Below are 12987 nucleotides of genomic sequence, written 5' to 3' on the forward strand. Positions count from 1 at the left end.
AGTTAGTTGTTTTTCAGTTCGTTAAGGAGGAGTTCTAAGTCTTGGATGGACATTTTGTTTTCTTCAATCAGGAAGGAAACGGCATCTTTATAAGAACCCCCAAAATAATTTTGAATAAGTCCGCTAAAAGTCCGTTCGCTATAATCTTTTTGCGAGATGAGAGGGTAATATTCGTGCTGTCTGCCATAGACTTCATAGTCCACGAATCCCTTTTCTGTAAGGACTTTCAAGATGGTGGAGACCGTGTTGCTGTGCGGTTTGGGCTCGTCATAAAGTTCCAAAATATCTTTGAGAAACCCCTTTTTGATTTTCCATAAATAGCGCATTACTTGGTCTTCGGCTTTGGTTAATTGTTTTACTTTTTTCATATCACTAATCTTTTAGTGAAGCAAAGTTACAATAAAAATGGATATATACAACTATTTTCTTAGTTATTTTAAAATTTTGTATTTAATGCACTGATTATCAGTTTAAAAACTTTCATTAAAGAAAAAAGAGGTGTAAAGATTTGGAGTTAATAAAAAAAGTTGTATCTTTGCACCACAATACCGCGGGGTAGAGCAGTAGGTAGCTCGTCGGGCTCATAACCCGGAGGTCGCACGTTCGAGTCGTGTCCCCGCTACTAAGTATAACCATCGGTGTATCAATAGCATACACCGATTTTTTTATGTCTAAAAATCGTTATTTTAGCGAGTAGGATACACACAAAATACTATTTTAAGGTTGAGTTGGTGAAAGAAAATCAAGTTTTTGGTTTTCTTTTTTTGTTAATGAGATTTTTTATTAGAATATGCCGTAAATTGGCTTTTTTAAGGAATTATGAATGATGATTCTTGAAAAAATATCCCTTATAATACACCATATAACTCTGCTATTTTATATCTATCAGTTCTTTAATGTTGATTTCTAAAGCTTCTGCTAATCTAAAAAGGGTAAAAAGGGTAGGGTTGGTGCGCCCTGCTTCTATTCTGGAAATGTTAGTAGGGTCTATTTCGCCTTGCATTCTTCCCACAAGATCTACCTGAGAAAGCCCTTTGGACTTTCTAATGGTCTTGATGTTTTTACCAACAAGCTTGAGAATGTGAGATTTTTCCACTTGACTTATTTGACAAGTCAAAAATATTAACTACATTTGTAGGTTTAAATGCCATATATGGCAAGATTTAAGTTTTAATAAAAAAATAAAGTTATGAAATATAAGATTTATGGAATAAACACTCCAATAGAATTTGGCAGATATAAAGGAAAAACCTTATTGGAAGTAGCAAAGGAAGATAAAAACTATCTTGAATGGTTCATTGAAGAAATAGACAATGTGAGTGTTGATGGTGAGTTATTAAACTATAAAGAGATTCAAGCCTTAGGTAATATCCATATTTTAGAGGATAGATTATCAGTTGAAGAAGAACTTTATGAAGATTTTGAAGAAGATTATGTTAATTATGATTGGAGCTATGATGATTACAGATATTATAGTGATAGAGAAATGTGGTCTGATATAGCAGGGACAGATGATCCTGATGTTATCAATGATGTTTATTGGAATTTAGATTAAAATTGCGAAATATGAAAATAACAGCAGATAAAATACTTTTTTTTGATTTAGATGGAACTTTGGTTGATACAGATTTTGCTAATTGGATAGCTTACCAATTTGCTTGGAAATATATAATTGAAACCAAGAAAGGAATACATATTAATCCTTGGTGTGGAGGAAAAGATGGTCGTGCATACTTTGGATATAGTGTTGATTATTTTAATCATTTAATATCTTTTGGAGAGCCAAGAACTGATAGAAATAGTTTTGGAGATAAGGATATAGTTATACATAAGCAGAAAATAGAAAAAGAGTACATAGAGTACACCAAAAAAATAGAAGAAAATGTTGATATTCTTAAACGATTTTCAAAAACGAATACAATTGTTTTGGTTAGTAATTGCCGAAGAAAAAGAGGTATGGAAGTTTTGGAATACCATAAGTTAACCTCTTATTTTGATCATATGTTTTTTTATGAAGATAAGGAAATGAATGAAAATAAATATAAAAATGCATTAAAAAGTTTAAATATTAGTGGTAAAGAGGTAATTGCTTTTGAAGATGATGAAGAGGAAATACAAAAGGCAAGAGAGGCAGGTATTGAACATATTAATATAAAGGTTGATAAAGAAAATATAAAAGAAATAGGAGGAGGTATTTTTAAAGAATCAACTGATAAAATGTTGATTTATCAAAATAATGAGAGAAAATTAAGGATAGAAATTGAAGACGAAGTTCTCAAGAGGATTTTGGAAAATAAAGAAGGGTGCGGTTTGTCAATACAACGGGAGACTTGCTATATTCCAAATCAAGATGGAGAAAAAACATGTCCTATAGGGATAAGGTATGAAATAAAGAAAATACAGATAGGAAAAAATAGTAGAGAAAATATAAAGCAAATATGGGACGGTATTTTTAAAGAATCAACGAATAAAATGTTGATTTATCAATATGATAAGAAAAAAGTAAGAATAGAAATTGATGATGAAATACTTAAGAGGATCTTGGAAGATAAAGAAGGATGTAAATTAGATATACAAGAAAGAGTTGACTTTTTTTCAAAAGAGGGAGAAAGCAAGCAACCTGAGGGAACAATATATAGGGTGCTCGTTGATGGTGTAAAAGAATTTAAAATAGAATCTAATCCTTTTTTAAAATCGGAGGTTCAAGCCTTTTTTCATCAATATTATTTTGGAAGTAAGAAAGAAGCTAAGTTTAAGCCATATTTAACAGAAGGTAGAATAGAACATCTTATTTGGACTTTGAAAAATGATGAAGGGTGTAAACCTGAACATAAACATAAATACTACTTGGCAACTGCCTGTAAAAGACTTTATAATCTTTTATACAAAGATTTGTTTGAAATAATAAAAGAAATAAAACAAATAGAAGGAGAGGTGGTAGATTTGGTAGTTTGTGTAGTGCCAAGAGCTAAAGAAGGAGCTGTATATAGAAAAGATCAGTTATTGTTTAGACAGATAGTTTCAGATGTAGCCAATAAATTAGATGGGTTTGAAGACGGAACAAAATATATAGTAAGACATACAACCACACAAACAACTCATTTAGATAACCGTATAATTGAAGGAGAATCTCCTTATGTAGGCATAACAAAAGATACTTGTTATATTTCGGATCAAGTGATTGGAAAGACGATTTTGCTAATTGATGATGTCTATACTAAGACATCAAATATAGATGAAGATGCTATACAGGCATTGTTGGATAAAGGAGCAAAAAAAGTGTATTTTTATGCCGTCGGAAAAACGTATAGCTATACTTAAAATGTATAAAAAATGAAATACACAGAAAATGCACTCAATATCTTGGCTCTGAAAACCTTTAAGGGGATTGGTAGAGCTTGGATTGTAAAGCACATAAAAGGGAATGAAAGCGTGGAAGAAATGGTAACGCTCATCAACCAAAAATCAAAGGAAAGCGAAGAAATTAGCGTAGATGATTTTGAATCTGTAAAGCAACAGATAGCCGCCAAGTTAGAGAAAATAGAAGAGAGTTTAGACGGCGTTGTAGCTATCGGTGATAATGATTTTCCTCAATATAGAGGCAATGTAAAAGAAAGTGATCGCCCTGTTTATCTGTTTTACAAAGGAAATTTAGATTTATTAAGTCTTGATAATAAAAATATTACAGTAATTGGGTTGCTCAATCCAGATGAGGAAATCGTAGAGAGAGAAAAAAAGATTGTGGCAGAATTGGTGGAGAGGGAGGCAACTATTGTTAGTGGGTTGGCATTTGGGTGCGATAGTGTGGCGCATATTCAAGCGTTGGAAGGGGGTAAAACAGTGGCAATATTGCCCAGTCCTATCCATAATATTTTGCCAGCAAGGAATAAAGGTTTAGCATTCCAGATAGTAGAAGAAGGCGGGCTTCTAATTTCAGAATATTATGAAGATTTCAGTAACTCTCGAGAGTTGACCACGCGTTATGTAGAAAGAGACCGTCTGCAAGCCTTGTTTTGTGATACGATTATCCTTATTGCAAGTTATGCACAGGATTCTGGCGAGCGTTGGAATATTCAAGAAAAAAAATTAGATAGCGGTGCCCGATTAGCAATGGGTGATGCTAAAAAATATGGAATACCAAGATATGTAATGTACAACGCCCAAACCGATGAACAGAATCCAATGTTTGATCTCAATAGACAATTGCTTGAAGAGGGAAATACAAAAAGGCTAACGAAAAAAAGTATCGATAAAATGATAGAAAATATAACCGATAAAAACAATTATCAACAGACCAGTCTTTTCTAATTAGCATAACAATTTTCCTATGTTCCTCTATCCCCTTTTAATCATTCTGTGCCTTATAGCTTTGCCTGTGATGATATACAGAATCAGCAAGAAATTTCATATTAGCCCTTATTATAAAAGGTGGCTTTATGGGTTGAGTTTCAGTATTCTCATTCTTTTTGCCAAAATAAGTTATGATGCCACGACCAATTATTTACCAGAACATTTGCCTCAAAATCAAAAAGAGGAAATTTACAAAAAGTACCCTGTGGTGCTCTCTACCAGCGATATTAAAGTGTACCAAAACACTGCAACAGAGTCGGTTTATGTGATTTACAAAAAGCCACCATTAGCACAGAGAAGTCCAGAATTTAAGGCGCATACTCAAAAATGGTTTGATTTCGTGATGTACGGTTTAATCGATTTAAGCCAATCCACGGGGATTTCCTATACTTCTATCAACATATTGATTTACTGTATATTAGTTCCTTTGTTTTTAGGTTTATCCTTTTGGGCAAATAGGAAATTCTTTAAATATTTCAAGGAAAGAAAAAATAAATCCAATAAAAAATAGAATAATGGAACTCATTGAAAATATATTCAAAGGATTGTTTGGAATTTGCGTGGTATTTCTTCACTATTTGGGAGGGCTTTTTGGAATGGGCTACACGGAAATCAACTATTGGTTATTTGTGGTTTTGTTGCCTATTATCATCGTGGGGACAGTGGCGCTGAATGTCTATTATATTATTAAATACATTTGGTGGAAAATAATGAGAAAATCGTAAAATTTAATTATAGGTGAAAATGAATAAAAATAAAAAATTCAAGCAAAAAAATATCTATGAGGTTAGTGCAGTAAATAATAAACTATTTTTATCATGTAGTAGAATATTTTCAAAAAATGATAATTTGATATCAGAGTTAATCTATAATGAAAGTGGTGTGCTCATAGAAAAAACGGAAATAGACTATAGCAAAGAAAATGGAGAATTAGTCAAAACACAGAAAGGAAGTTACTATAGTGTTACCGCTAAAACCTATAATAAAAAAGGTGCTCTTGTAGAAGAGATTATGGTTAGCAAAGATGATGAAAATAATGATTTTTATGAAGAGAAGTTCCTTCAAATGGTTTATAATGAAAATGATCAACCCGTTAAAAAAATAGAAGACATCAACTCTTCGGTTGGTGAGCCGTTGCGAATAGAGTACCCTTATGAGTATGATAATGTAGGTAATTGTATTAAATATTATGAAGAAATTACGCAAGATTATAAAATAGAGGTGCGATTAAATTATAATGAACAAAATCAAATAGATTCAAAATATAGAATAAAAATTTACGATTTTGGAAAAACAGAAGAAATTGACTGGTGGTACTTTTTTTATGATAAAAATGGCGTTTTGATTAACGAAGATCGTGAGTTTGAGTCATATCTTTATGCTGAGGAAATCGCTTATAATGATAAAGGGCAGAAAATCAGCTATTATAGATTTGATGCTATAGATGTTAAAAAAAATACCATTGTGGTTTATGATTACGAATATGATAATGCGGGCAATGTTATAGCAGAGAAAACTTGGGAAAATGGGATTTTGACAGAAGTTACTCAAGTCACTTTTAATGAAGATAACCAAGTTTTAAGCAAGGTGTTTTATGTTGAAGGTAAAATAAAAAGCATAGAAGAATGGGAGTATTTTGAAGAGACTGACAGGAAATTTCATTCAGCTCTTGAAGAAATCTCATATAACGATGCTGATTTTGATGGATTGATTAAATGTGAATTTAGAGAATCATTTCTTTTTTATAAAAAAAATTATGTTAATGCATTAAAAAGTTTAAAAAAGATCAAAGGTAAACCTGATGAACTCGATTACTGGATTTCTGAGACGCGAGATCTATTTCAGCACGGCATCTATTGCTGTAATTTTTCATATTGGAAAAAATGGGTAGAAGGTGGCAGGAAAGATTATTATGTTAAAAAAGAGGCAATTAGTAGAACTTATATGGAGGTTTTTATGGAGATGTACTATTGGATAGATCGGGCGTTGTCATCTAAACTTCCACCACCAGCAGAATATTTTACATTGCTTAATGTGTACTTAAAAGAGCAAATGAACTTAGCAAAAATTTATGATAATGACGATGATGATAACGACGATGATGATTTTTCCATTTACTTAAGTGATTAGAAAATTTACTGATGATAAAATAGATAGCAACTATCGGTGTATCAATAGTATACACTGATTTTTTTATGTCTAATGTTCACAGCTTGTCATATTTAAAAACCACTACTAAAACCAAAAAATAGGCGCTTTACCGAAGTGAAGCGCCTATTTTTTATAAAGATGATAAAATAAACTATAATTGATCTATTTTTTCGGAGTTGTGTAGTTTTATCGGATTGCTATTTTTTCTAAGCTTCATATTGATAAATTCCACTCCTAAGGAGAAGAATATAGCAAAATATAAATAGCCTTTTGGGATCACGCCAACCTCTTGTCCAAATAACGAAAAATGCCCAAGATGAGAGGCTTCCGCTAAGAGCATTACTCCGATGAGAATCAAGAAAGAAAGCCCCAAAATTTGAATGGTAGGGTGGCGGTTAACAAACTGACTTACAGGACCCGCGAACGCCATCATAATCACAATGGAAACCACCACGGCAAGGATCATAATGCTCAAAGCGCCCACTTCGCCATACTCCGTAAAGCTCACCAAACCGATGGCGGTGAGGATACTATCAAAGGAAAACACCAAGTTCAGTGCCGCTATTTGTGCCACCGCAGAGCCCAGCGTGGTCGTTTTAGAAGTCTGGACGCTCATTTCCTCCTCGCCCTCTAATTTATGATGAATCTCGGAAACAGATTTATAAAGCAAGAACAAACCTCCCGCAAAGATAATCAAACTCTGCCCTGTAATGCTGCCGTGGAACCACGAAAAATTGATGTGAAACAGCTCATTATTAAGGCTCACCACCCATTTTATACCAAAAAGCAATAAAATCCTAAACACCATCGCGAGGATTAGTCCCATATTTCGGGCTTTGCGTTGGTCTTCGGGCTTTATTTTATTTGAAATGATAGAAATAAACACAATATTGTCTATCCCGAGAACGATTTCCAAAAAAGTAAGGGTCAGCAAGGCTACCCAAGCATCAGCGGATGCAAAAACATTCAAAAAATCCATAAATATAAAGTATGAAGCCACAAAAATAGAAAAGTTTATGCAGATACCCAACGATTTTTTATTGAAAGAAATAATGATTAAATTGCAACTTTTTTCAACCACTCTATTATGATGTACTCTTATAATGCCATCAGTGCTTCGGCGGGCTCTGGAAAAACCTACACATTGGCAATGCGTGTGCTGGCGCTATGTCTAAGAACACCTCACGAGCAAGAGATTAAGCATATTTTGGCGCTCACCTTTACCAACAAGGCAGCCAACGAGATGAAGGAGCGGATTTTATCTTGGTTAGAAAGCTTTACTCACCTCGATTTTAAAGAAAATACAGAACTTAAAGCCATCCAAAATTACCTGAATCATCAAGGCATTAAATTATCGTTAGAAGACCTACACCAAAGAGCACAGCGGGTTTTAGATTATATTTTGCATCATTATTCTGTGCTCAATATCAGTACGATAGATAAATTTAACTCTAAATTGGTGCGGCATTTTTCCTACGAATTGGGCTTGGCGCAAAATTTCAATTTGGAAATCAATAATGAACCGTATCTTATAGAAGCCGTGGAGCAGCTTTTAGACCAAATTGGGGAGGATAGCCAAGTGTCCGAAGCTTTTATGGATTTTGTCAATTATAATTTGGATAATGAGGAGCGCATCAATGTCAATCAAACCCTTTATGAACGGGCGAAAACCTTCGTGAGTGATGTTCATTATGAAGCACTTAAACAAAACGAAAATTTTGATTGGACGGCTTATGAACACCTCAAAGAGCAACTCCGAAACGAAATTCAGACAGCGAAAGAAGAGCAAGAGCGCATCGCCAACCAAGCATTAGACGAGATACAGAAGCAAAACCTCAACGCTGGCGACTTTTATGGTGGGCAGAAATCCAGTTTGGGCGCTTTTTTTAGAGAGGTGCAGCGGTTTAACCAAGGCGAAAGATCCGATTTTCCATTTCCGAAAGATGAGGCGGCAGCGATGATTCGTTATCAGAAAGGTACAGCATCTAAAGATGAGGCGGTGAAATCCGCTGTGGAGGCACTTTTGCCGCAATTGTTAGACCTCAGAACCACACTGATTAAAAATTATGTAGAGGTAGAAAAGAAAAAGAAAATATTGAAAGAATTGTTGCCGCTTAAAATCAATAAAGAAATTGGCGAGCAGTTGGCTTTAATAGAGGCAGAAGATGATTTGGTGTTGCTTTCTAAGTTCAATATTCTCATCAAAGAAAACTTGAAAGATGAGCCCTCGGCGTTCATTTATGAAAAGATAGGCACCCGTTTTCAGCATTATTTTTTTGATGAATTTCAGGACACTTCTCAGCTGCAGTGGGAGAATATGTTGCCGCTTCGGGACCACACTATTTATTCTGAAGACCATAGTTTTACCCTCGTGGGCGACCCTAAACAGAGCATTTACCGCTTCCGAGGGGGAGATAGCGAACAGATGTTGGACATCATCAACAGAAATGAAAAAGTGGGCGTGCCGCTTCATTTAGAAAATCTGGGCGTTAACTGGCGGAGTGCCAAGCATATCGTGGAATTTAACAACCAACTTTATGCCTATATGGCGCAAGATTTGGCGGAAGAAAAACACCGTTTGCTCTTCTCGGAGCAGGGGCAACAGCAGGCGCACAACACTGATATTTTGGGCAGAGTAAAGGTCAATTTGGTGGACTACGACCGCGCGAATGAGGTGTTTTTTGATCAAGTGGCAGCGCAGATGTATGAAGATATTAAGGAATGCGTGGCTAATGGCTTTTCGCTTCAGGATATTTGCATTCTCTGCCGCACGAAAAAGGAAATCCAAGAACTTTCTCTGCGTTTGGGGCGAGAGAAAATCCAATATCAAGGCAGAGAAACTTACATCAAAACCATTTCTGAGAAAGGGCTCACGCTGGATTTATCAAAAACGATTTTAGCCGTTATAGCCTACCTCCGCTGGGAAAACGAAGAGAAAAATACGCAATATTTGGTGGAAATGTTGTACCACCTCAACAGTTTGGGGCGCATTAGAATTCAGCATTTTACAGAAGACATTTTTAAGTTGTTAGAGGGCAGCTCTCGGCAGGATATTTTAGAAAACCTGAAGCGCTATTATGGCTTAGATTTTCAGCCGAACCACTTGCCAGTGCTTAATTTATACAACAAAATAGAGCATTTGCTCAAGGTTTGTGCGTGGCAAGATAAAGAGACGGATTATTTGCTTAATTTCTTGGAAGAAGTCTATGCATTTACCCAAAATGGAGGCAAAAACCTCAACGATTTCATAAAATATTGGGATGAGGAAATTTCCAAAACCTCGGTGCAAGCTTCGGAGAATATAGATGCCATCAAGATGCTGACCATTCACGCTGCCAAAGGTTTAGAGTTCCCTGTAGTCTTCCTTCCGATGAAAAATGCCAATGAGGATAGCCGTTTTAATGATTGGTTTGCGGTGGATTACCCTCAACTAAAATCCGTGAATTTAAACCAATTTAATAAAGATTTGGTGCCTTATGATGAGGCGCTGCAACAGTTTTCAGATGAGAATACTTATAAAAATAAAATAGACCGCTTTTGTGTGCAATATGTGGCAACCACGCGACCTGTGGAGCAGCTGTTTTTATACCTCCAAAAGCCGAGCAAACCAGAGAGCAATAAGTTGGAAATCTTAGATTTTGTGCAACAGTTTTCGCCATCAGAGGCGGTGTTTGATGTTTTTCCAGAAGAAAACGGCTCGTTTAGAAAGCAAATTTTCCCTAAATCTGCCCCCGAGAAAGTCACACGCCAGAGCATTAAAATCTTTGCCAACCGCGAAAAACAACCGCATAACATCCGCGTGGCTACGCCCTCTAAAAGCTACCAAGCCAGAAACGAAAAAGTCAAACAAGGGATTTTTATCCACGATGTTTTAGCGAAAATCAACACGGCGGAAGATGTAGAGAAAGTCCTGAAATCGTACTGGATAGAGGGCACTATTAGTACGGCGGTTTACCAAGAAGTTGCTGAAAAAATAAAAGCCGTGTTGGCAAATCCGAAATATCAAATGTATTTTGATGAAGCGGTGGAGGAGGTCATTAACGAGCGCGACATCCTTTACCACGGCGAGTTCTACCGCCCTGACCGCATTGTGAAGCGCCACGGCGTGTACTATATCATTGATTTTAAAACTGGAGCGCCCAAATCCAAAGATGAACAGCAGATTGCTTTTTATAAGACCGTGCTGGAGCAGCTGGGGAAGACTGTAGCGGGCACAGAAATTTTATATTTGTAATGAAGGCTGGCTTTTAATTTCGTAATTTTGCCGATGAAAATAGGTTAAAAATAGCAAATGATCAACGCCACTTTTTTAATTGAAAATACCAAAACTTGGGTACAGGAGCAATTGGAAAATGCAGATGCCGCCCACGATTGGCATCACACGGAGCGCGTGTATCAGATGGCTTGTCGCTTAGTGGAGCAGGAAGGTGGAGATCCTTTGGTGGTCGCTATTGCCGCGCTTTTGCACGATGTAGCAGATGCCAAATTTCATCACGGAGACGAAACCGTGGCACCGCGCCTGATCCGTGCGTACCTTATCAGTCAAGCGGTAGCGGAAGACCTGATTCAGCAGGTGTTGTTCATTGTGAAACATCTTTCGTTTAGGAACCTCAAGCAGCAGCCAACAGAGCTCCCTATAGAGTTCAAAATTGTACAAGATGCCGACCGCTTAGATGCTATTGGTGCTATTGGCATTGCCCGAGCTTTTCATTTTGGTGGGCATAGAAATAACCCTATTCACGATCCCGAAATTCCGCCACAAACCACTTTTGATAAAGCCACTTATCAGCAATCTAAAAGCACCACCATCAATCATTTTTATGAAAAGTTACTCTTATTAAAAGAGATGATGCAAACGCCAACCGCCCAAGCTATTGCGGAAAAAAGGCATCAAAAGATGCTCCAGTTTTTACAAGATTTTAATGAAGAATGGCACGCCAAAGATGCCACCATATAACCCATATAACCACCTAAACACAATCTATGGAACAATTAGCTTTTATTATATTGATATTATTATTGCTCGGCCTTCCAGCCTCTATTTTGGGGCGAACTTATTTTAAGGGACGGCTGCTGATTTATAGAAACCTGGTGACCATCGTGGCATTGGCTTTTTATGGCTATTGGTTGGTTAAGCAGAGCCTATTGCAGCCTACTGGCGAGGGCTTAGCCATACAGATTGTGAACAAGCATCCACAGACTTTGGATTTTTATAGCATAGAGGTGGGGGAAGATGAACGCCAGCAAGCGGTGTATCATGTAGAACATTGGGGAAACATCCGCCCAGAGCATTATAGAGTGGCTTATCTACCGATGAAACAATCTGATGAGTTTTGGTTGGTCGGGTTTTCGGGGAAGACATTGGCGTATTATACCCAACATATGGTACTCAATAAAAATGAAGACCGCTATATAGAAGCCAACCATTACCTCAACCAAAGCACCAAATTATCCACCATAGCCAAGCGCCAAATAGACTTACATAAACAAGAGAATAACCGCCATGCCGTGGTGGTAATCTTCAGTTTTTTAATCATCTTAATCAATATGATTTTATTTTTTAGACACAAAAAATAAAAAATATAAGCGCTAATGTTTTCTAAATAAAATAAAATCCCTATATTTGCAACCGCTTAATAAGGTTCCGTGGCCGAGCGGTTAGGCAGAGGTCTGCAAAACCTTGTACAGCGGTTCGAATCCGCTCGGAACCTCAATAAAAATCTCATACTTAGATTAGTGTGAGATTTTTTTTATTTTTGTAGGGTGATGCGTAGAATTTTAGATGTCATATTCCCTAACCGATGTATAGGCTGCCAGCGGATGATAGAGCCAGAGGCGGTCATATGCTGGGCGTGTACATTTCAAGTCCCATTTACTCACGATACTTTTGGTGACCGTAACCTCCTCTACGAAAGGTGTGCGGAACAAATACCGCTTCATAATGCCTATGCATTGATGTATTATCAAAAAATAGGGCTTTCTCGGAAATTGATACACCAACTGAAATACCACGGTATGTCGCGACTGGGGCGTTGGTTTGCTTATGAAATAGCCGAGCGTATGGAACCCAAAGATATTGAGGCGATTGTTACCATTCCACTACACCCTAAAAAACAAAGGCAAAGAGGCTATAATCAGCTGCATCTGTTGGCGGATACCCTTTCGGAATTATGGCAAGTGCCCCACCTGCCACAGGCTTTGAAGCGCAATTTTTACTCTAAGCCACAAGCCAAAAAAGACCAAACCCACCGCAAAGCCCTCACCAATTTGTTTTCTTTGGATCAGCCGCCAGAAGTCCAGCATTTGCTCGTTATTGATGATGTTTATACCACAGGCTCCACAATGAAAAATGCCGCTGAGGCACTTTTAAACGGCACCGATTATCAGCTGAGCATTTTGGTTTTGGCAGTAGATGAATAAACGCTGGTGTTTCGCTTAACACGGATTGATTTTAGGGCTTTGTATCTCAAAAAAAGCATTATATTT

At 36.7% G+C, this 12987-nt stretch carries 13 protein-coding genes and 2 tRNA genes; 12 read left to right on the top strand and 3 right to left on the bottom strand.

Going from position 1 to position 12987, the window contains the following annotated elements; all coding sequences use genetic code 11:
- Window positions 1-2: 2 nt before the first annotated feature.
- Window positions 3-368, bottom strand: coding sequence for a BlaI/MecI/CopY family transcriptional regulator (locus NYR17_RS03510; RefSeq protein WP_302506437.1), 366 nt, complete (start codon window positions 366-368; stop codon window positions 3-5).
- A gap of 181 nt (window positions 369-549) precedes the next feature.
- Between NYR17_RS03510 and NYR17_RS03515 the strand changes: the two genes are divergently transcribed.
- Window positions 550-622 (top strand) — tRNA-Met (locus NYR17_RS03515).
- 249 nt (window positions 623-871) lie between these two features.
- Here the strand turns inward: NYR17_RS03515 and NYR17_RS03520 are convergent.
- A complete protein-coding gene (locus tag NYR17_RS03520) occupies window positions 872-1096 on the bottom strand; it encodes a helix-turn-helix domain-containing protein (RefSeq protein ID WP_302506438.1) in 225 nt (74 codons plus the stop codon).
- A 93-nt stretch (window positions 1097-1189) separates the two neighbouring features.
- On the opposite strand from NYR17_RS03520, the gene NYR17_RS03525 reads away from it, so the two are divergent.
- From NYR17_RS03525 to NYR17_RS03550, 6 genes are all read left to right on the top strand, one after another.
- Complete coding sequence (locus NYR17_RS03525) at window positions 1190-1555, top strand: hypothetical protein (protein ID WP_302506439.1); 366 nt, start codon at window positions 1190-1192, stop codon at window positions 1553-1555.
- Between the two features lie 11 nt (window positions 1556-1566).
- Window positions 1567-3321: an HAD hydrolase-like protein gene (locus tag NYR17_RS03530; protein ID WP_302506440.1), complete on the top strand. Its 1755-nt coding sequence runs from the start codon at window positions 1567-1569 to the stop codon at window positions 3319-3321.
- A gap of 12 nt (window positions 3322-3333) precedes the next feature.
- Window positions 3334-4308: a DNA-processing protein DprA gene (locus tag NYR17_RS03535; RefSeq protein ID WP_302506441.1), complete on the top strand. Its 975-nt coding sequence runs from the start codon at window positions 3334-3336 to the stop codon at window positions 4306-4308.
- A gap of 70 nt (window positions 4309-4378) precedes the next feature.
- Window positions 4379-4861 (top strand): hypothetical protein, encoded by a 483-nt coding sequence (locus NYR17_RS03540; RefSeq protein WP_302506442.1) that lies wholly within the window; start codon window positions 4379-4381, stop codon window positions 4859-4861.
- Between the two features lie 4 nt (window positions 4862-4865).
- Window positions 4866-5075, top strand: a complete 210-nt coding sequence (locus NYR17_RS03545) for a hypothetical protein (RefSeq protein ID WP_302506444.1) — start codon at window positions 4866-4868, stop codon at window positions 5073-5075.
- Between the two features lie 19 nt (window positions 5076-5094).
- The gene (locus NYR17_RS03550; RefSeq protein WP_302506446.1) at window positions 5095-6480 is read left to right on the top strand and encodes a hypothetical protein; all 1386 of its coding nucleotides are present in this window, start codon (window positions 5095-5097) and stop codon (window positions 6478-6480) included.
- 172 nt (window positions 6481-6652) lie between these two features.
- Here NYR17_RS03550 and NYR17_RS03555 read toward each other — a convergent pair whose 3' ends face one another.
- Window positions 6653-7480: a TerC family protein gene (locus tag NYR17_RS03555; protein ID WP_302506448.1), complete on the bottom strand. Its 828-nt coding sequence runs from the start codon at window positions 7478-7480 to the stop codon at window positions 6653-6655.
- A gap of 111 nt (window positions 7481-7591) precedes the next feature.
- Here NYR17_RS03555 and NYR17_RS03560 point away from each other — a divergent pair, with 111 nt between their 5' ends.
- From NYR17_RS03560 to NYR17_RS03580, 5 genes are all read left to right on the top strand, one after another.
- Window positions 7592-10735 carry a UvrD-helicase domain-containing protein gene (locus NYR17_RS03560; RefSeq protein WP_302506982.1) on the top strand — a complete coding sequence of 1048 codons (3144 nt, stop codon included), beginning with the start codon at window positions 7592-7594 and terminating at the stop codon, window positions 10733-10735.
- 57 nt (window positions 10736-10792) lie between these two features.
- Window positions 10793-11458, top strand: coding sequence for an HD domain-containing protein (locus NYR17_RS03565; RefSeq protein ID WP_302506450.1), 666 nt, complete (start codon window positions 10793-10795; stop codon window positions 11456-11458).
- Between the two features lie 26 nt (window positions 11459-11484).
- Window positions 11485-12078: a hypothetical protein gene (locus NYR17_RS03570; protein ID WP_302506451.1), complete on the top strand. Its 594-nt coding sequence runs from the start codon at window positions 11485-11487 to the stop codon at window positions 12076-12078.
- A 63-nt stretch (window positions 12079-12141) separates the two neighbouring features.
- Window positions 12142-12212, top strand: a tRNA-Cys gene (locus NYR17_RS03575).
- Between the two features lie 55 nt (window positions 12213-12267).
- Window positions 12268-12921, top strand: a complete 654-nt coding sequence (locus NYR17_RS03580) for a ComF family protein (protein ID WP_302506452.1) — start codon at window positions 12268-12270, stop codon at window positions 12919-12921.
- The last annotated feature ends 66 nt before the right edge of the window (window positions 12922-12987 follow it).

The sequence above is a fragment of the Riemerella columbina genome, assembly GCF_030517065.1.
GTDB classification, from domain to species: domain Bacteria; phylum Bacteroidota; class Bacteroidia; order Flavobacteriales; family Weeksellaceae; genus Riemerella; species Riemerella columbina_A.